Source organism: Sphaerisporangium sp. TRM90804 (genome assembly GCF_029846175.1).
Lineage (GTDB): Bacteria > Actinomycetota > Actinomycetes > Streptosporangiales > Streptosporangiaceae > Sphaerisporangium.
In genome coordinates, this window is record NZ_JARWAC010000006.1 from 93,764 (window position 1) to 112,038 (window position 18,275).

At 73.2% G+C, this 18,275-nt stretch carries 18 protein-coding genes; 4 read left to right on the top strand and 14 right to left on the bottom strand.

Features of this window, described 5'->3' with window-relative positions; all coding sequences use genetic code 11:
• Positions 1-69: 69 nt before the first annotated feature.
• The 9 genes from PYR91_RS07165 to rimP form a co-directional block, all read right to left on the bottom strand.
• On the bottom strand, positions 70-1,017 hold the full coding sequence (locus PYR91_RS07165; RefSeq protein ID WP_279778487.1) for a bifunctional riboflavin kinase/FAD synthetase: 948 nt from the start codon (positions 1,015-1,017) through the stop codon (positions 70-72).
• A 128-nt stretch (positions 1,018-1,145) separates the two neighbouring features.
• Positions 1,146-2,048, bottom strand: a complete 903-nt coding sequence (gene truB, locus PYR91_RS07170) for a tRNA pseudouridine(55) synthase TruB (protein ID WP_279778391.1) — start codon at positions 2,046-2,048, stop codon at positions 1,146-1,148.
• A 28-nt stretch (positions 2,049-2,076) separates the two neighbouring features.
• The gene (locus PYR91_RS07175) at positions 2,077-3,195 is read right to left on the bottom strand and encodes a bifunctional oligoribonuclease/PAP phosphatase NrnA (protein WP_279778392.1); all 1,119 of its coding nucleotides are present in this window, start codon (positions 3,193-3,195) and stop codon (positions 2,077-2,079) included.
• On the bottom strand, positions 3,192-3,689 hold the full coding sequence (rbfA, locus tag PYR91_RS07180) for a 30S ribosome-binding factor RbfA (RefSeq protein ID WP_279778488.1): 498 nt from the start codon (positions 3,687-3,689) through the stop codon (positions 3,192-3,194). The genes PYR91_RS07175 and rbfA overlap by 4 nt, the downstream gene beginning before the upstream one ends.
• A 69-nt stretch (positions 3,690-3,758) precedes the next feature.
• Entirely contained in the window at positions 3,759-4,058 is a 300-nt protein-coding gene (locus tag PYR91_RS07185) for a DUF503 domain-containing protein (protein ID WP_279778393.1), read from the bottom strand.
• An 86-nt stretch (positions 4,059-4,144) separates the two neighbouring features.
• Complete coding sequence (gene infB, locus PYR91_RS07190) at positions 4,145-7,492, bottom strand: translation initiation factor IF-2 (RefSeq protein WP_279778394.1); 3,348 nt, start codon at positions 7,490-7,492, stop codon at positions 4,145-4,147.
• Between the two features lie 151 nt (positions 7,493-7,643).
• Positions 7,644-7,937: a YlxR family protein gene (locus PYR91_RS07195; protein WP_279778395.1), complete on the bottom strand. Its 294-nt coding sequence runs from the start codon at positions 7,935-7,937 to the stop codon at positions 7,644-7,646.
• Entirely contained in the window at positions 7,921-8,922 is a 1,002-nt protein-coding gene (gene nusA / locus PYR91_RS07200; RefSeq protein ID WP_279778397.1) for a transcription termination factor NusA, read from the bottom strand. Before nusA ends, PYR91_RS07195 begins: the two co-directional genes overlap by 17 nt.
• A gap of 23 nt (positions 8,923-8,945) precedes the next feature.
• Positions 8,946-9,461: a ribosome maturation factor RimP gene (gene rimP / locus PYR91_RS07205; protein ID WP_279778399.1), complete on the bottom strand. Its 516-nt coding sequence runs from the start codon at positions 9,459-9,461 to the stop codon at positions 8,946-8,948.
• Between the two features lie 186 nt (positions 9,462-9,647).
• Here rimP and PYR91_RS07210 point away from each other — a divergent pair, with 186 nt between their 5' ends.
• The 3 genes from PYR91_RS07210 to PYR91_RS07220 all read left to right on the top strand — a co-directional run bounded on the left by PYR91_RS07210 (position 9,648) and on the right by PYR91_RS07220 (position 10,916).
• Positions 9,648-10,166 carry a hypothetical protein gene (locus PYR91_RS07210; protein WP_279778401.1) on the top strand — a complete coding sequence of 173 codons (519 nt, stop codon included), beginning with the start codon at positions 9,648-9,650 and terminating at the stop codon, positions 10,164-10,166.
• Positions 10,163-10,624 (top strand): ferritin-like domain-containing protein, encoded by a 462-nt coding sequence (locus PYR91_RS07215; protein WP_279778403.1) that lies wholly within the window; start codon positions 10,163-10,165, stop codon positions 10,622-10,624. The genes PYR91_RS07210 and PYR91_RS07215 overlap by 4 nt, the downstream gene beginning before the upstream one ends.
• A gap of 97 nt (positions 10,625-10,721) precedes the next feature.
• Positions 10,722-10,916: a DUF4236 domain-containing protein gene (locus tag PYR91_RS07220; protein ID WP_279778405.1), complete on the top strand. Its 195-nt coding sequence runs from the start codon at positions 10,722-10,724 to the stop codon at positions 10,914-10,916.
• An 18-nt stretch (positions 10,917-10,934) separates the two neighbouring features.
• Here PYR91_RS07220 and PYR91_RS07225 read toward each other — a convergent pair whose 3' ends face one another.
• Positions 10,935-12,692 (bottom strand): proline--tRNA ligase, encoded by a 1,758-nt coding sequence (locus tag PYR91_RS07225; RefSeq protein WP_279778406.1) that lies wholly within the window; start codon positions 12,690-12,692, stop codon positions 10,935-10,937.
• Between the two features lie 544 nt (positions 12,693-13,236).
• Here PYR91_RS07225 and PYR91_RS07230 point away from each other — a divergent pair.
• Positions 13,237-14,568, top strand: a complete 1,332-nt coding sequence (locus PYR91_RS07230) for an FAD-dependent oxidoreductase (RefSeq protein WP_279778407.1) — start codon at positions 13,237-13,239, stop codon at positions 14,566-14,568.
• A 57-nt stretch (positions 14,569-14,625) separates the two neighbouring features.
• On the opposite strand, the gene PYR91_RS07235 is transcribed toward PYR91_RS07230, so the two are convergent.
• The 4 genes from PYR91_RS07235 to PYR91_RS07250 all read right to left on the bottom strand — a co-directional run bounded on the left by PYR91_RS07235 (position 14,626) and on the right by PYR91_RS07250 (position 18,233).
• Positions 14,626-15,822, bottom strand: coding sequence for an aldolase (locus tag PYR91_RS07235; protein WP_279778408.1), 1,197 nt, complete (start codon positions 15,820-15,822; stop codon positions 14,626-14,628).
• Position 15,823: 1 nt separating this feature from the next.
• A complete protein-coding gene (locus PYR91_RS07240; protein WP_279778410.1) occupies positions 15,824-16,504 on the bottom strand; it encodes a copper homeostasis protein CutC in 681 nt (226 codons plus the stop codon).
• Between the two features lie 127 nt (positions 16,505-16,631).
• Positions 16,632-17,285, bottom strand: coding sequence for a GNAT family N-acetyltransferase (locus PYR91_RS07245; protein ID WP_279778412.1), 654 nt, complete (start codon positions 17,283-17,285; stop codon positions 16,632-16,634).
• 198 nt (positions 17,286-17,483) lie between these two features.
• Complete coding sequence (locus PYR91_RS07250) at positions 17,484-18,233, bottom strand: GntR family transcriptional regulator (protein ID WP_279778413.1); 750 nt, start codon at positions 18,231-18,233, stop codon at positions 17,484-17,486.
• Positions 18,234-18,275 lie beyond the last annotated feature (42 nt).

Here is an 18,275-nt window from a genome sequence, read left to right on the forward strand (position 1 = left end):
GCGCGCCGAAGCCGAGCCGACACGTCAGGCTACCACCGCGCGGACCGCGCCGCGCCCTGCTCGCGCCGCTCAGCCGTCGGTGAGGCGGCGCGCGTCGTCGACGTCGTGGTCCATCTGGTCGATGAGGGCGTCGATGGAGCCGAACTTCAGCGTGTCGCGGAGCCGCACGGCGAAGTCGACCAGAACGTGCGCGCCGTACAGATCGAGGTCGTCGCGGTCGATGGCGTACGCCTCGACGGTGCGCTCGATGCCCTCGAAGGTCGGGTTGGTGCCGATGGAGATCGCCGCCGGCCACCGCTGCCCCTGGTACGGCGAGGGCGACTGGGTGCATTCGAGCCACCCGGCGTAGACGCCGTCGGCGGGAATGGCGGTGTAGGCGGGCAGCTCGACGTTGGCCGTGGGGAAGCCGAGCGCCTTGCCGCGCTGGAACCCCCGGACGACCACACCCTCCACCCGGTGCGGGCGGCCGAGCACCTCGGCCGCCGCGGCGACGTCTCCGGCGGCCAGGCTCTCGCGGATCGAGCTGGAGGAGATCGCCTCGCCGTCGCTGACCACCGGGACGCCCTCGGCGACGAAGTCGTACTTCTCACCGAGCTCCCGCAGGGTGTCGAGGTTGCCCGCCGCCTTGTGGCCGAAGCGGAAGTTCTCCCCCACCACGACCCCCGCGGCGTGCAGGCGGTCGACCAGGACGGCCTGGACGAACTCGTCGGGGGTCATCCGGGAGAACTCCAGCGTGAAGGGCAGCACGCAGACGGCGTCGACGCCGAGGGCACCGAGCAGCTCGGCGCGGTGCCGGGGCGTCGTCAGCCGGGACGGGTGGGTGCCCGGCCGGACCACCTCTTCCGGATGGGGGTCGAAGGTGACCACGACGGAGGCGACGCCCAGCCTTCGCGCCATCGCGACGGCGCTGCCGACCATGCGCTGGTGGCCTCGGTGCACGCCGTCGAACACGCCGATAGTGATGACGGATCTGCCCCAGTCTGCGGGCACGTCGTCGAGTCCGTGCCAAGCCTGCACCTCGACCTCGTTCCTGTGCTGACGGTCGCGTTCACTCACCCGACCACCCTACCGGCGGGCCGCGGCATCACGAGGGGCCCGCACCCCACCCCTACGCGGTCACGCAGGCGGGCCGGGGTGCGCCGGCGCTAGGGGACGAACACCGCGAGGGGTCTGGCGGCGCCGCCGCGCTCCTCCACCAGGGCCAGCAGGGTGCCGTCGGGGGCGAAGACGCCGATGGGGCCGGCGCCCTGGCCGGCGGCGGGAAGGCGCCCGCCGTGCGCCACCAGCCTGGCCTCCTCCTCGGTGACGTCCCTGCGGGGGAAGGCTGCGGCGACGGCGTCGGCGATGGGCAGGATCGCGCAGTCCTCGGCCAGTTCCTCGATCGTGCGGGCCATCGCCAGGTCGTACGGGCCGACGCGGGTGCGGCGCAGGCGGGTCAGGTGGCCGCCGACGCCCAGGGCGTCACCGAGGTCACGGGCCAGGGAGCGGATGTAGGTGCCGCTGGAGCAGCTCACCGTGGCGTCCAGGTCGACGGCGTCGCCCTCGCGGCGGACGGCGGTGACCTCGAAGGCGTGGACGGTGACCGGGCGGGCCCGCAGCTCGACCTCCTCACCGGCCCTGGCTCGCTTGTAGGCGCGCTCGCCGTTCACCTTGATCGCGCTGACCTGCGGCGGAACCTGCATGATGGCGCCGGTCAGCGCGGCCACGCCCGCCCGGATCGCCTCGTCGGGCACGTGGCCAGCCGGGGTCTTGGCGACCGGCTCCCCCTCGGCGTCGTCGGTGCCGGTGGTCATGCCGAGCCGGATCGTGGCGTCGTAGCCCTTCTCGGTGAGCGCCAGGTGGCCGAGCAGCCGGGTGGCCTTCTCGACGCCCACGACGAGCACGCCGGTCGCCATGGGGTCCAGCGTGCCCGCGTGCCCGACCCGGCGGGTGCCGGCCAGGCGCCGCATCCTGCCCACCACGTCGTGGGAGGTCCAGCCGGCCGGCTTGTCCACGACGATCAGCCCGCTGGGCGGCACCGGCCGCCCGGCGCGACCCGCCGTGCTCATCGCGCACATCGTGAAGGCTCCTTGCCGGTCAGGGGGAAGGATGGTCGGCGGCCAGGGCCGCGCGGAACCTGGCCATGGTCTCCTCGGGCGAGGTGTGGGAGGTGAACCCGGCCGCCCGCACGTGGCCGCCGCCGCCCAGGGCCGTGCAGGCACGCCCGACGTCGACCGCCCCCTTGGAGCGCGTGGACACCTGCCACGCCCCCTCGTCGTCCTCCTTGAGCACGACCGCGACATCGGTGCCGTCGGTACGGCGGACGACGTCGATGACGCCCTCCACCTCGTCGTACGGCAGGAGGTACGCGGCCCGGTCGGCGCGCGGCACGAAGGTCCACACCAGGCCGAGGCCGCCGGCGGCGTCCTGGTCGACCTCGCAGCGGCCCAGCGCCAGGCCCAGCACCTTGAGGTAGCCGAACGGGGAGCGGTCCCACAGCTCGCGGGCGATCTCGTCGGTGCGCAGGCCGGCCTCGACCAGGCGGGCCGCCATGCGGTGCGCGGCCGGGGTGGTGCAGGAGTGCCGGAACGACCCGGTGTCGGTGACCAGGCCGGTGTACAGGCAGGTCGCGACGTCGCGGTCGACGGGCAGGCCCAGCCGGGCCATCAGCTCCTCCACGATCATGGAGGTGGACGCGGCGGACGCGTCGACCAGCGGCAGGGTGCCGAAGCCGGTGTTGGACGGGTGGTGGTCGGCGACGATCAGCTCGCGCGCCTTGGCGGCGTTGGGCGCCAGCAGGCCCAGGCGGTCGACCGTGGGCGCGTCGAAGCTGATCATCAGCTCCGGCTCGGCCGGGTAGTCGCCCGGTGGCACGAGCAGCTCCTGGCCGGGCAGGTACCGCAGCAGCCGGGGCACCGCGAACCGGCGGTCGCCGAACGACGCCGTCACCCGCTTGCCCGCCCGGCGCAGCGCCATGCCGAGGCCCAGCATCGAGCCGAGCGCGTCGCCGTCGGGCGACACGTGGCACACCAGCGCCACCTCGGGGGCCGCCTGGATGAGCTCGACGGCCCGGCGCCAGCCGTCCTCCGGCACCGCGAGGTCGGTGAGCCGCGCGGCCTGGCCGCCCGGCGCGGCGCCGGACGGCCCCGAGGGTGTCTCCGGGGACGGCGCGCCCGGCGCGGCGGGCCGCGTGCGGGCGCCCGCGCCGGGGGTCACGGCGCCGAAGGGCGCGCGCGGTCCAAGGAGTCGGCACCGGTCTCGCCGGCCAGGTCGTCCTCGGCCTCGTCGCCCTCTTCGGGCTTGCGGTAGGGGTCGGGCTCGCCCGCGTGGACGGCGCCCTCCGCCTTCTTGGCGATCTCCTCGTCTCGCTCCCTGGCCTCGGCGAACAGCTCGTCCAGGTGCCGGGCGCTGTCGGGGAGCGGGTCGTGGTGGAACGTCAGGGTCGGCGTGTACCGCACGCCGGTCTGGCGGCCGACCTCCGACCGGATGATCCCCTTGGCGCTCTCCAGAGCCGCGGCGGTGTCGGCACGCTCGGCCTCGGAGCCGAAGACGGTGTAGTAGACGGTCGCGTCGCGCAGGTCGCCGGTGATCCGGGTGTCGGTCACCGTCACGAAGCCCAGCCGGGGATCCTTGATCCTCCGCTCGAGCATCTCGGCGACAATCTGCTGGATGCGGTCCGCCAGTTTCCGGGCGCGTGCTGCGTCCACGATCGCGCTCCCCCTCCTTGGTCGCTTCTCTCGCTTAACGGCCCCCGGGAAGCGAGGCTTCCCGGGGGCCTTTCAGTCCTCGTCATCGCCGATGAGCCGTTGCCTCGCGGAGAGCAGCTCGATCTCGGGGCGGGCCGCGATGAGGCGTTCGCACGCCTCCATGACCTCTCCGCAGTTGGCCGCCGTCGACGACACCACGGCCACCCCGATCTCGGCGCGGCGGTGCAGGTCGAGGCTGCCGGTCTCGGCCACCGCGACCGCCGGGAACCGGCGGCGCACCTCGGCGATGATCGGACGCACCACGGAGCGCTTCTGCTTCAGCGACCGAACGTCGCCGAGCAGGATGTCCAGGGTAAGTGCACCTATGTACATGGCAGTCGCCACGGTACCCGGTGAGAAGGGCGGGCCCGGCGCCCGCGGGGATCAACCCCGCGGGCGCCGGCCGCCTCACTCGCACATCAGGGGCGCGGCTTCTCCCGCATCTCGAACGTCTCGATGACGTCGTCGATCTTGATGTCGTTGTACCCGACACCGATACCGCACTCGAAGCCCTCGCGGACCTCGGTCGCGTCGTCCTTGAAGCGGCGAAGCGAGGAAACGGTGAGGTTGTCGGCCACGACGACACCGTCGCGGATGATGCGGGCCTTGCTGTTGCGCGTGATCACACCGGAGCGGACCAGGCAGCCCGCCACGTTGCCGATCTTCGGGACCTTGAAGACGTCGCGGACCTCCGCGGTGCCCGTCTGGGCCTCCTCGAACTCCGGCTTCAGCATGCCCTTCAGGGCCGCCTCGATCTCCTCGATCGCCTGGTAGATGACCGAGTAGTACCGGATGTCGACGCCCTCGCGCTCGGCCAGGTCGCGCGCCCGGACCTCCGGGCGGACGTTGAAGCCGATGATGACCGCGTTGTCGTCCGCGATCGCCAGGTTGACGTCGTACTCGGTGATCGCACCGACGGCCCGGTGGAGCACCCGAAGGCGCACCTCCTCGCCGACGTCGATCTTGAGCAGGGCGTCCTCAAGGGCCTCCACGGAACCGGACACGTCACCCTTGATGATGAGCTTGAGCTCGTCGACCTTGCCCTTCTCCATGTCGCTGAAGAGCTCTTCGAGGGTGCGGCGCCGGCTGGACTTGGCCATGTCGGCGATGCGCTGGCGGGCCGCCCGCTGCTGGGCGATCTGCCGGGCCATGCGGTCGTCGGTGACGACGATGAAGTTGTCACCGGCGCTCGGGACCGCGGTGAGACCGAGAACCAGCACCGGACGCGACGGGTCGGCCTCGGCGACCTGCTCGCCGCTGTCGTCCAGCATCGCCCGGACGCGGCCGAAGGCCTCGCCACAGACGATGGAGTCGCCGACCCGAAGCGTTCCGCGCTGCACGAGCACGGTCGCCACCGGGCCGCGGCCCTTGTCGAGGTGCGCCTCGATGGCGATGCCCTGGGCGTCCATCGTCGGGTTGGCCCGCAGGTCGAGCTCGGCGTCCGCCGTGAGCAGGATCGCCTCCAGCAGCTCGTCGATGCCGAGCCCCTGCTTGGCGGAGATGTCCACGAACAGCGTCGAGCCGCCGTACTCCTCGGCGACCAGACCGTACTCGGTGAGCTGCGCCCGCACCCGCATGGGGTCGGCGCCCTCCTTGTCGATCTTGTTGACCGCGACCACCACGGGCACGCTCGCCGCGTGGGCGTGGTTCAGCGCCTCGATGGTCTGAGGCTTCACGCCGTCGTCGGCCGCGACCACCAGCACGGCGATGTCGGTCGCCTGCGCGCCTCGGGCACGCATGGCGGTGAACGCCTCGTGACCCGGGGTGTCGATGAAGGTGATCTTGCGGTCGGCGCCCTCGTGCACGGTCGCCACCTGGTAGGCGCCGATGTGCTGGGTGATGCCGCCCGCCTCGCGCGCCACCACGTTGGTGTTGCGGATGGCGTCCAGCAGCTTGGTCTTACCGTGGTCGACGTGACCCATGACGGTCACGACCGGCGGACGGGACTCCAGATCGCTCTCGTCGCCCTCGTCCTCGCCGAACTCGATGTCGAAGGACTCGAGAAGCTCGCGGTCCTCCTCCTCCGGGCTGACGACCTGGATGGCGTAGTTGAGCTCGGCGCCCAGGAGCTGCAGGGTCTCCTCGTTCACCGACTGGGTGGCGGTCACCATCTCGCCGAGGTGCAACATGATCTGCACCAGCGACGCGGGGTTCGCACCGATCTTGTCGGCGAAGTCGGACAGCGAGGCTCCGCGCGGCAGGCGCAGGACCTGGCCGTTGCCGCGGGGGACCTGCACGCCGCCGATCGACGGGGCCTGCATGTTGTCGAACTCTTGACGCCTCTGGCGCTTGGACTTGCGGCCACGCGTCGGACGACCGCCGGGACGCCCGAAGGCACCCGCCGTACCGCCACGCCCGCGGGCGCCGCCGCCACCGGGACGACCGCCGAAGCCGCCGCCACCGCCGCCGGGACCGGCACCCGTGCCGGGACCGCCGGGACGACCGCCGGTGCCCGTGCGGGCACCGCCGAAGCCGCCGCCACCGCCGCCACCGGGACGACCGCCGAAGCCGCCGCCACCGCCGCCGCCGGGACGGCCACCGCCGCCACCGCCGCCGGGACGGCCGGGACCGCCACCGCCGGGACGACCGCCACCGCCGGCGCCACCGCCGCCACCACCACCGGGACCGGAGGGGCGCGAAGGCATCATCATCGGGTTGGGACGCGGGCCGCCGGGACGGGGGCCGCCCGCACCGGGACCGGGACGCGGACCCGCCGAACCGGGACCCGGACGCGGGCCTCCGGCACCGGCCGGGCCGGGACGCGCACCCGGGGGACGCGGCATCGCGCCGTCGCGGGGGCCGTCACGGCGCGGCTCGCGCGGACCGGCGCCCTCACGGCGCGGCTCGCGGGGACCGCCGTCGCGCGGGGCGGAGTCGCGGCCGGGAGGGCCACCACCCTCGCGGCCCGGACGCGGCGGGCGCTGGCCCATGCCGCTCGCGGTGGAGCTGAACGGGTTGTTGCCCGGACGCGGGCCACGCGGGCCCGGCTTCGGGCCAGAGGGGCGCGAGCCGCCGGGCGCCGGAGCGCCGGGACGCGAGCCCGTGGGCGCGGCGCCGCCGGGCGCCGGGGCGCCCGGGGCGGTGCCACCGGGAGCGGCGCCGCCGGGGCCCGCCGAAGCGGCCGGACGCTGAGCCGGACCGGGCCGGGGGCCGGGCTTGGGAGCCGTGCGCCCGCCGGAAGCGGCCGGACGCGCGACATCGGGACGCGGCGCGTCGGAACGGGGCCCGTCGAAACGGGGACCGTCGGCACGCGGAGCGTCGGAACGGGGCGTCTCGGGGCGCGGAGCCTCGAAACGAGGAGCCTCGGTGCGGGCGGCCTCCGGACGGGGCACCGCGGGACGCGGCTCCTCCTGCCGGGGCGCTTCGGCGCGCGCGGGACGCGGCGCCTCCTGCGGAGGCTGGTTGACGTGCGGCATCGGCACCGGAGGACGGGGCCCGGTGTTCGCCGGACCCGGCCTCGGGACGGGCCCGGGCCTCGGGCCGGGACCAGGCCGCGGCGCCGCTTGACCGGGCGCCGAAGCGCCGTTTCCGCCCTGGCTGTGCGCCGGACGGGGAGACGCCTTCTGAGGCGCCCTGGACGACCTGTCGCCGCCCCTGGAATCGGAGGATCCCCTGGAGAACGCCTCCGTAAGCTTGCGGACCACCGGCGCTTCTATCGTTGAAGACGCCGATCGAACGAACTCGCCCATTTCCTGGAGCTTGGCCATCACGACCTTGCTCTCTACTCCGAACTCCTTGGCGAGCTCGTAGACTCGGACCTTCGCCACTGCACTCCCTAACTCGGCCCGGGAGGCTGTGCCGCCGGACCGTCGCTACCTGGACGTACTCATCGCCGCATGCTCATCAGGCGCTCATCGCTATCTGACCCGCCTATCGACTCGGCGTCCTACATGACAGTTGGTAACCATTCACCCGGTCCTACTCGGCGTCAAGCCCCACCAGTGAAGCTCGCAAACACACGACGTCGAGCGGCCCCGCGACGCGAAATGAACGCGGAAACGCTCGGCGACGTTCGGCGAGCTCCAGGCAACGCAGGGCCGGATGCACGTATGCACCGCGGCCCCGCAGCCGCCCTCGCAGGTCGGGGACGATCTCGCCCTCGACCACCACCAGGCGGAGCAGCTCGGACTTTACCGTGCGAACCCGGCAGCCCACGCATGTTCTCAGCGGGGCGGCCCGGCCACCGTTCTCAAGCTTACCTTGTGGAGGCATCGGCGGGACCGGCGGTGTCGCCTGCGGCCGTCGCCTGCGTATCGGGCCTGATGTCGATGCGCCACCCGGTGAGGCGAGCGGCGAGGCGGGCGTTCTGCCCCTCTTTGCCGATCGCCAGCGAAAGCTGGTAGTCAGGCACCGTCACCCGGGCGACCCGACCATCAAGGTCGAGGACCTCCACGTGTGAAACCCGCGCGGGCGACAGGGCATTCCCCACGAACTCCCCCGGGTCGTCCGACCAGTCGATGATGTCGATCTTCTCGCCGTGCAGCTCGGTCATCACGTTGCGCACCCGTGACCCCATGGGGCCGATGCAGGCGCCCTTGGCGTTGACCCCGCCGCGCCGCGACCTTACCGCGATCTTGGTGCGGTGGCCGGCCTCGCGGGCGATGGCGGCGATCTCCACCGTGCCGTCGGCGATCTCGGGAACCTCCAGGGCGAACAGCTTCTTGACGAGGTTCGGGTGGGTGCGGGACAGCGTGACCGACGGGCCCTTGTGCCCCTTCTTCACCTGCACGACGTAGCAGCGCAGCCGCTCGCCGTGCACGTACTCCTCGCCGGGGACCTGCTCGTTGTGCGGCAGGATCGCCTCGATCTTGCCGAGGTCGACCAGCACCACGCGGGGGTCCTTGCCCTGCTGGATCACGCCCGCGACCAGCTCGCCCTCGCGGCTCGCGAACTCGCCGAAGTTGATCTCGTCCTCGGCGTCCCTGAGCTGCTGGAGGATCACCTGCTTGGCCGTGGTCGCGGCGATGCGGCTGAAGTTGCCGGGGGTGTCGTCGTACTCCCTGACGACCCCGCCCTCGTCGTCCAGCTCCGCGGCCCAGATCGTCACGTGCCCGGAGGCGCGGTCGAGATGCGCGCGCCCCTTCGGGGCCGCGCCCTCGGTGCGGAGGTACGCGATGAGCAGGGCGTCCTCGATGGCCTTCACAACCAGGTCGAAGGAGATGTCCTTCTCCCGCTCCAGGCTGCGCAGAACGGTCATGTCGATGTCCACAAGGCTCCCCCCTAGACCTCGTCGCCGTCGCCGGCGTCTTCCTCGTGCCGGTCGTCCTCGTCGCGCCGGCGGAACTCGACCTGCACCCGCCCCTTGGCGAGCTCCTCCCACGCGAGCAGCCGCGGCGTGCCGGTGTCGTCGGGCCGCAGCTCGACGCCGGAGTCGCCGACGGCGGCGATGCGGCCCTCGGCGAGGCTGCCGTCACGAAGGTCGGCCTTGACGAGCCGCCCCTTGTTCCGGCGCCAGTGGCGCTGCTCGGTGAGCGGGCGGTCGACACCGGGCGAGGTGACCTCCAGGACGTAAGGGCCGGTGCCCATCACGTCGCTGTCGTCGAGCGCCTTGGAGACGCCCTGACTCACTTCGGCGACCTGGTCGAGGTTCACGCCGCCGTCGCCGTCCACGACGACCCTCAGGAGGCGTCGCCGGCCGGCGGGGGTGATCGTGACGTCTTCGAGATCGAGCCCCTTCGCGGCGGCGACGGGCTCGAGAAGTTTGAACAGGCGGTCACGTCGAGCGTCTGCGCTCATGCTGACCTCCCAGTTGTAATTATGGGCCGTCGTACTCGACGGCCGAAGGCGGACCTCGCCCAACGGTTCACCAGCCTATCGACACCAGGGCGTGGAAAGAGCGCCACTCGGCCACCCACCCGGTGACGCGCCGTACGATGCTAGTGCCAAGCCAGGAGAAGCCGTCATTCCACGGGAGGCCGCACCGTGCGCCAGCGTGCCCTGACCCGGCGCGCCCTGCTTCGCGGTACCGCCGCCGGAGCCGCCGCCGCGGTCGCCGGCTGCTCGCCCACACCGGGCGCGCCGCCCGCGGCCCCGCCCGCGCCGCCCGACCCCGAGACCGTCCTGCTCACCGGCGTCATCGCCGCCAAGGAGGAGATGGTCGCGCTCTACCGGCGGGCCGGCGAGGCCGACGCCGCGACGGCCGCCGAGCTGCTGCCGTTCCGGCAGCGCCACGAGGCCCACCTGGCGGAGCTGCGCCGCCGCCTCCCGGCGTCCGCGCCCTCCGCCACGCCGACGGCTCCGGTCTCCCCCGCGCCGACCTCGCCGGCGCCGACGCCCTCCCCCTCGGCGGTGTCCGTCGGCGCGCTGCGCACCCTGGAGCGCAAGGCGGCCGCGGCCCGGCCCCGCCAGGCCGAGGGCGTCTCCCCCGCGCTGGCCCAGCTCCTGGCCTGCATCGGCGCCTGCGAGGCCGTGCACGCGACGGCCCTGCCGAGGACGTCGTGACCGATCCGCTGCGCGCCCTGATCAAGGTGCTGGACGCCGAGCACGCCGCCGTGTACGCCTACGGCGTCGTCGGCGCACGCGCCGGCGGCGCACGCGCCGCGGCGACGGCCGGCTACGAGGCCCACCGGGCCCGGCGCGACCAGCTCCGCGCGATGATCAGGGCCAGGGGCGGCACGCCCTCGGAGGCCGGCGCGGCCTACGACCTGCCGTTCCCGGTGCCGACGGCGCGCGACGCCGAGCGCCTGGCCGCCCACGTCGAAGAGCGGGTGACCGCCGCCTACCTCGAACTGGCCGCCGTCGCCGACCCCACGCTGCGCCGCCTCGCGTTCACGGCGATGCAGGAGAGCGCGGTCAGGGGCTACGGCTGGCACTCGCCGATCACCGCCTTCCCCGGGCGGGCCCGGGCCGCGGCGCCGGCGCCCGCCGTGACCCCGTCGCCGAGCACCACCGGGCCGTAGCCCCGTCGCCCGGCCTCACGCCCAAGGTCATTCGCACGTTTGCGATCTGTTCCGTGGGTAGACGCTGTTTCGTCGAAATACAGCCACGGAGGGCACGATGGGACTCAGTTACCGTAAGTCGATCAAGATGGGGCCGTTCCGGCTCAACCTTTCGCGCAGCGGTGTGGGGCACAGCTACGGCGGACGTGGCTTCCGTGTCACCAAGACCGCCGACGGGCGCCGCACCCTCACCGTGAACCTGCCCGGCGGCTTCCACTGGAAGAAGACGCTCGGCTCCCGAAGCAGCAGGTGACCGTCGCGGACCGTATGGTCAGACGGCGCCGGACACCGGGTGGACGGCGGCGACGACGCGGGTGACCGCCTCGTCCAGGGGGATCTCCTCCCTGCCGCCGCCCGCCCGGTCACGCAGCTCCACGACTCCTTGAGCCAGGCCGCGCCCGACGATCAGGATCGTCGGGACGCCCAGCAGCTCGGCGTCCTTGAACTTCACCCCCGGCGAGACGCTCGCGCGGTCGTCGACGAGCACGCGCAGGCCCTTGGCCTCCAGCTCCTCGGCGAGCCGTGTCGCCACCTCGACCTGGTTGTCCTTGCCGGTGCCCACGACGTGCACGTCGGCGGGCGCCACCTCGCGGGGCCAGACCAGGCCCAGCTCGTCGTGCGTCTGCTCGGCCAGCACGGCGACCGCCCGTGAGACGCCCACCCCGTAGGAGCCCATGGTGATGCGGATGGGCTTGCCGTCGGGGCCGAGGGCGTCGAGCCCGGCGACGTCGGCGTACTTGCGGCCGAGCTGGAAGATGTGGCCGATCTCGATGCCGCGGTCGATGGACAGGTCGTGGGCGCAGCGGGGGCAGGAGTCGCCGGCCCGCACCTCGGCGGCCTCGATCGTGCCGTCGGCCTCGAAGTCGCGGCCCGCGACGACGTGCGCCGCGTGCTTGCCCTCCTCGTTGGCTCCGGTGACCCAGGAGGAGCCGGCGACCACGCGGGGGTCGACGAGGTAGCGGATGCCCAGCTCCTTGAGGACCTGCGGGCCGATGTAGCCGCGCACCAGGCCGGGGTGCCTGGCGAAGTCGGGGGCCTCGAAGATCTCGGGAACGCCGGGCGACAGCGACGCCTCCAGCCGCTTGAAGTCGACCTCGCGGTCGCCGGGCAGGCCGACGACCAGGGTCTCGGTCTCGCCGGAGCCGGGCGTGCGCACCTTGACCACGACGTTCTTGAGCGTGCCCGCGGCGGTGACGCCGAGGCCGTACCGCTCGTTGACGTAGGCGACCAGCGAGTCGATGGTCGGGGTGCCGGGGGTGTCGAGCACCTCCAGGGCGGGGTGGTCGCCGCTCACGGCGGGCGGCGCGGGCGTGACGACGGCCTCGGCGTTGGCCGCGTAGCCGCAGTTGCGGCAGGCCACGAAGGTGTCCTCGCCGGTCTCGCAGGGGGCGAGGAACTCCTCGGACGCGGAGCCGCCCATGGCGCCGGACATCGCGAAGCAGATCTTGTAGTCGATGCCGAGCCGGTCGAACAGCTTGATGTAGGCCTCGCGGTGCAGCTCGTAGGAGCGCTTGAGACCGTCGTCGTCGAGGTCGAAGGAGTAGGAGTCCTTCATGATGAACTCGCGCCCGCGCAGGATGCCCGCCCGGGGCCGCGCCTCGTCGCGGTACTTCGTCTGAATTTGGTAGAGGATGACCGGGAAGTCCTTATAGGAGGAGTACTCCCCCTTCACCATGTCGGTGAACATCTCCTCGTGCGTGGGGCCGAGCAGGTAGTCGGCGCCCTTGCGGTCCTTCAGGCGGAACAGCGTGTCGCCGTACTCCGTCCAGCGGCCGGTGGCCTCGTAGTACTCGCGGGGCAGCAGCGCCGGGAACAGGACCTCCTGACCGCCCATGGCGTTCATCTCCTCGCGCACCACGCGGGCGACGTTCTCCATGACGATCTTACCGAGGGGCAGCCACGAGTAGATGCCCGGCGCGACCCGGCGGACGTAACCGGCGCGGACCAGCAGCCGGTGGCTCGGCACCTCGGCGTCCGCCGGGTCCTCACGCAGGGTGCGAAGGAACAGGGTGGACATACGCAGCAGCACGGCTACTCCTCGGTCGCGGGGATCGGCAGGTATACAGGCTATCGACTCCCGCGCGGACCTCGCCCGCGGTTAAAGCCCGCACCGTCGCCGCCGGACGGGGGCGCCCGGCCGCCGCCGGCGGCGCGTGAACCGGTGTCGCCGGAGGGTGGGGCGAGTGTACGCCCCCGGCCGCCGAAAGTCCCCCGAGCCCGGACCCCGGCGCGAACGCCCCCGGGGACGGGCGGAGCCTACGCGGCACCCCGGCGCGGGCACCGGGGCCACCCCAGACGGGATCATAAGCTGGACCTGGGAGCCGGCCGGCGCAGCCGCGCGGAGCCCCGCGCGCGAACGCCGCCGTCCCACGCCGTGTCACCGCGAAGGCCGAGGTGAGCGAGGGGGCCGTTCCGTCACCGGACCGCCGGAAAGGGCGGTGCCGCCCGTTTCCCGCCGACGACCGGAACCGGATCTCCCCGGCGACGCGGCCGTGTACGTCTGGCCCGAGGGGGCGGGTTCGGCGACAATCACCAGCATGACACCGTGGGGCCCCGGCCCCGAAGGAGGCCACATGCCGCTCCGCGTTGCGGTCGTGGGATCCGGTCCCGCCGGCATCTACACGGCCGAGGCCCTGACCAAGCAGGCGGGCGAGCCGGTCGAGATCGATGTGCTGGACCGGCTGCCGACCCCGTACGGACTGGTCAGGTACGGCGTAGCACCCGACCACACCTCCATCAAGTCGATCGCCGGCTACCTGCGCCGCGTCCTGGAGCAGCCGGCGGTGCGGTTCCTCGGCGGCGTCGAGCTCGGCGCCGACATCTCGGTGGACGAACTGCGATCCAGCTACGACGCGGTCGTGTTCTGCACGGGCGCCATGGTCGACCGGCGTCTGGGCATCCCCGGGGAGGACCTCCCCGGCAGCGTCGCCGCCACCGACTTCGTCAACTGGTACTGCGGGCACCCCGACGTGCCGCCGGAGGCCTTCCTGCTCGACAGCCCCGACGTCGCCGTGATCGGCGTCGGCAACGTCGCGGTCGACGTCGTCCGGATCCTCGCCAAGACCGCCGAGGAGCTCCGCTCGACCGACGTTCCGCAGGAGGTGCTCGACCGGCTCTCCAAGAGCCAGGTGCGGGGCATCCACATGATCGGCCGGCGCGGCCCCGAGCACGCCAAGTTCACGCTCAAGGAGCTGCGCGAGCTGGGCGAGCTGGAGAACTGCGACGTCACCGTGCGGCCGGAGGAGGCCGGCGACAGCGACGTCAGCGAGCTGTCGCGGCAGGTGCGCGGCAACGTCGAGGTGCTGAGGTCCTGGTGCACCAGGGCCCCGGCGGGCCGGCCGCGCCGCCTGGACGTGCGCTTCTGGCTGCGCCCGGTGGAGATCCTCGGGTCCTCCCGCGTCGAGGGGCTCCGGCTGGAGCGCACGACGCTGGAGAACGGCCGGGTCGTCGGCACCGGCGAGTTCGAGACCATCCGCGCGGGCATGGTGCTGCGCTCGGTCGGGTACCAGAGCGTCCCGCTGCCGGGGGTGCCGTTCGACAGCGCCACGATGACCGTCCCGAACGTCGCCGGCCGGGTCGACGAGGGGCGCTACGTCGCGGGCTGGCTGAAGCGCGGGCCCTCCGGGGTCATCGGCACCAACAAGTCCGACGCCGCCGAGACCGTGCGCACCCTGCTGGCCGACCTCGCCTCGCGCCCCGACCGCCCGGCGCCGTCGACCCGCCTGGACGACCTGCTGGCGGCGCGCGGCGTGGCGCCGGTGACCTACGACGAGTGGCTGGCGATCGAGGCGGCCGAGGCCGCGCTGGCGGCGACGCTGGGCCGGGGCGAGGCCGTCAAGCTGGTCGGGCGCGGCGCCATGCTGACCGCCACCGGGCGCGCCTGGCCGCCCGCGGAGAAGGTCTGAGGCCGGTGAGCGTCCCCGGTCGCCCGTAGCCGGGCGGCCGGGACGGGCCGGCGGGCGTCAGCCCGGGCCGTCGAGCGCGAGGCCGGCGCGGCGCAGGGCCGCGGCCAGGGTCTTGATCGTTGCCGGCTCGTCCATCACCCCGCCGCCCGCCTCGCGCCGCGCCTCCCAGGCGCGGACGCGCTCGGCGTAGGCGTCGTAGGAGGCGAGGTGGAAGGCGTAAACCGTGGCGTAGCGGCTCACCAGGTGTGAGGGGTGCATGTCCCAGCCCTGGTAGAAGCCGTGGCGCAGCGAGTGGCGCACCGTCGCGGCGTGCGCGCGCCACAGCGCGTGGACGTCCTCGGTCGTCTTGGAGGCGGGCGAGGCGGCCAGCGAGCCGTCCGACAGCTCCACGCCGGTGCCGGCCAGGGCGACGCGCATGACCTCGCGCGCGTGGTCGCACACGGGGTGGTCCAGGCGCTGCTCGGCCGGCGGCAGGCCGCAGGCGGCGGTGTAGTCGAAGACCCCGAAGTGCGCGGCCGCCAGGCGTCCGCCCAGGGAGGGCACCAGGTCCGGCGAGCGCTGCAGGAACAGGACGGTCTGCGGCGCCTCCACCTGCATCTCGAACCGCAGCGTCCCGGGGGCGAGCCCGAGGGCTCGCTCGCGGTCCGCCAGGCAGGCGGCGAACTGCCCCAGATACGCCTCCATCAGGACCTTCGGGAAGGTGACCGTGAAGCCGCCCGGCAGGCCGCCGGCCCCGCCGATGACGCCGGTCAGCAGCACGTCCAGGGTGCGCAGGGTGCGCGCGGGGTCCCCGTCGGCGAACGACCGCAGCCGCAGCCCCCAGCGGCGCGGCAGCGTGCCCTCGGCGCTCAGCAGGGCGACCGTCTCGGCGGCCCGCTCGGCGTGCCGGTCCTCCTCCTCGGCCGGCCGCGCGCCGTAGCCGTCCTCGAAGTCGATCCTCAGGTCCTCGACCGGCTCGGCGGCGAGCTTGCGTGCCACCCGGCCGCGCACGTCGTCCGCCAGGCCGCCGGGGAGGGGGCCGAACACCCGCGACAGCGCGGCGGCGCCGGGCAGGTGGGCGTCCAGCAGCCCGAGCGCGGCCTCGCCCCAGGAGCGGACGGTGTCGCGGTCGAACCGGTCGGCGGGGACGTAGACGGTGTGCACGGGCTGCCATCCGTCGGCCGGGCCCGGGTACCGCTCCCCCTGCTCCCGGAAGGCCGCGGCGAAGCCGGGCACCGCCTCGGAGGCCGCGTTCTCGCCGGAGACGGGCGGCATGTCAGATCGTGTCCACCAGCTCGCGCCACCGCCGTACCCGCTCGCGGTCGACGGGGGCCGACCACGACTCGCGGACCGGGCTTCCCACGTGGAAGCCGCGCACGCCGTAGTCGAGCAGCGGGGCGACCAGATGGGGTTCGAGGCCGCCGCCGGCGAGGATGAGGGGCGCGTCCCCCATCTCGGCGCGTGAGCGCAGCACGGGCAGACCGGAGGCGATGCCGGAGGGGCTGCCGGAGGTCAGGACGGTCGCGAGGTTGGGCAGCAGCCGTACCGCGCGCCATGCGGCCTGGACGTCGGCCGCGTTGTCCACCGCGCGGTGGAACGTCCAGGGCAGCGGGGTGACCGCGTGGATCAGCGCCTCGGTCGCGGCGAGGTCGACGGCGCCGGCGGCGTCCAGGAAGCCGAAGACGAAACCGGCCGCGCCGGCGTCCGTGAGGATCCGCGCGTCCTCGGTGAGCCGCTCGAGCTCCTCGGAGGTCACGGTGTAGCCCGCGTTGGACCGGAGCATCACCATCTGAGGCAGCGCGGACTGCTTGGCGATCGCCGCGACCGTCTCGGGGGCGGGGGTGAGCCCGCCTACCGACATGTCGGACACGATCTCCAAGCGGTCCGCGCCGCCATCCTCTGCGGCCACGGCGTCGCGCACGTCGAGCGCGATCACCTCTAGCAGCGATCCGGTCATGGGTTCAGAGGGTATCGGACGGTCCTGTCCGGAGTTGGACCGCTACCAGGTATAGATCAGCACCTGTCCTGTCTTGCAGGGCTACGTGGTATCTCTACCGTCCTGTGGTGACTTGCCAGGAGTGCCGTCAGGCAGCCCCCGAGTACGAGCGCGCCATGCTCCGCAGCGAGACGGCGTGCTCGCGGCTGCGCGAGCCGGTGTGCTCGTGCACGTCGGCCGGGCGCTCGAACAGCGCGCCCGAGGCGCGGTGCGGCAGGTCCACCGTACGCACGTGCCGGAAGCCGTGGCCGCTGTAGTAGGCCTGGAGCGCACGGTTGTGCTTGGCGCAGTCCAGGCGCAGCCACCGCCGCCCGGTGGCCGCCACGCGCAGGGCCGCCCAGTCGAGCAGGGTCTCGCCCAGCCCCTGACCGGAGAAGGCCCGCCCCACCGCGAGCTTGTGCACGTACAGCGCGCTGTCGGGACGGTCGGCCGGGGTCCAGAACTCGGGGTCGGCGTGGTCGTCCAGGGCCAGTGTCGCCGCGGGGACCATGCCCGCGCCGTTCGCGCCGCGGCCGTCCGCGGCGCCCGTCCCGCGCCCGTCGTCCACCACGTACAGGGTCCCCTCGGCGATGAGCGGCTCGATGCGCGCGGCGGGGAAGCCGCCCGCCGGCCACTGCCGGATGCCGCGGCCGTTCAGCCAGTCGGCGGTCTCCGCCAGCAGCGCCAGAACGCCGGGGAGGTCGGCGGCGGTGGCGTTACGGAGGGTGAGGGGACGGGCCTGCTGGAGGGTGTCGGAGTACATCGGTCATCCTTTCGGTGCCGCTGGTGACGCCTCGAACACGGAAAGTGCTCGATCGGGGGCGCGCGGCTTTCCCAGTCAAAGCCCGTGTCAACGACATTCGCCGCAGGGGTCGCAGGCGTCACCGGCGAAGGCGGGGACGGCCTGGCGCCGCAGGGGGAGGGCGCCGCCGCACCGCGGCGGCGGGCGGTGCGGGAGCGGTCAGCTCAGCGCGAGCTCATACCTGATCAGGTGCTTGTCGGCGGGCAGGACCGACACGGCTACACGCACGGGGGTGCGCTCACGGTCGTAGCCAACTCGGACATATACGACGACAGGCGTACCAGGTTCGAGTTGCAGACGCGAGGATTCTTCAGGAGTCGGCATACGTGCCGAGATGTCGTCCACGACGCGCACCTGGCGGTGGCCCAGTTCCTCCAGCACCCGGTTGGCCCCGCGGGTGATGTCCCCCGGGCGCGCGATCTCCGAGTCGCGGACGAGGGCGTGCGGGAAGTAGGAGTCGTTGGTGTTGTACGGCTGGTCGTCGACGTAGCGCAGCCGGCGGCGCACGACCGCGACCGCGCCCTCGTCCAGCTCCAGCCGGGCGGCGATCTCCTCCGGCGGCTCGACGATGGAGACCTGGATCTCCTGGCCGGGCTTGCGCCCCTCCTTGGTGACCGCCTCGGCGAAGGCCTCTCTGCGCACCATGCCCTGGGAGGCGTTCAGCTCGTCCTGGGGGCGCATCAGCAGCGCGCGGCGGTCGCGGACGAAGCTGCCGCGGCGGCGCATCCGGGTGATCAGGCCTTCGTTCTCCAACTCGGCCAGGGCGAGGCGTACCGTGTTGCGGCTGACCTCATGGGAGTCCATGAGGTCCATCTCCGTCGGAAGCTGGGCCCCGGGCCCAAGCTCGCCGGAGTAGATGGCTCTGCGAAGCTCGCCGGCCACCTGCTGGTACAGCGTCGACCGTGCCAAATCTCACCTACGGTTCGTCCTTTTGTACCTACGAATCTAGAC

Excerpts from the sequence above, each read along its gene's own strand:
- truB (WP_279778391.1), bottom strand. The coding sequence starts at position 2,048 with ATGAGCACGGCGGGTCGCGCCGGGCGGCCGGTGCCGCCCAGCGGGCTG.
- PYR91_RS07185 (WP_279778393.1), bottom strand. The coding sequence starts at position 4,058 with ATGTACATAGGTGCACTTACCCTGGACATCCTGCTCGGCGACGTTCGG.
- PYR91_RS07195 (WP_279778395.1), bottom strand. The coding sequence starts at position 7,937 with ATGCCTCCACAAGGTAAGCTTGAGAACGGTGGCCGGGCCGCCCCGCTG.
- nusA (WP_279778397.1), bottom strand. The coding sequence starts at position 8,922 with ATGACCGTTCTGCGCAGCCTGGAGCGGGAGAAGGACATCTCCTTCGAC.
- rimP (WP_279778399.1), bottom strand. The coding sequence starts at position 9,461 with ATGAGCGCAGACGCTCGACGTGACCGCCTGTTCAAACTTCTCGAGCCC.
- PYR91_RS07220 (WP_279778405.1), top strand. The coding sequence starts at position 10,722 with ATGGGACTCAGTTACCGTAAGTCGATCAAGATGGGGCCGTTCCGGCTC.
- PYR91_RS07230 (WP_279778407.1), top strand. The coding sequence starts at position 13,237 with ATGCCGCTCCGCGTTGCGGTCGTGGGATCCGGTCCCGCCGGCATCTAC.
- PYR91_RS07235 (WP_279778408.1), bottom strand. The coding sequence starts at position 15,822 with ATGCCGCCCGTCTCCGGCGAGAACGCGGCCTCCGAGGCGGTGCCCGGC.
- PYR91_RS07240 (WP_279778410.1), bottom strand. The coding sequence starts at position 16,504 with ATGACCGGATCGCTGCTAGAGGTGATCGCGCTCGACGTGCGCGACGCC.
- PYR91_RS07245 (WP_279778412.1), bottom strand. The coding sequence starts at position 17,285 with ATGTACTCCGACACCCTCCAGCAGGCCCGTCCCCTCACCCTCCGTAAC.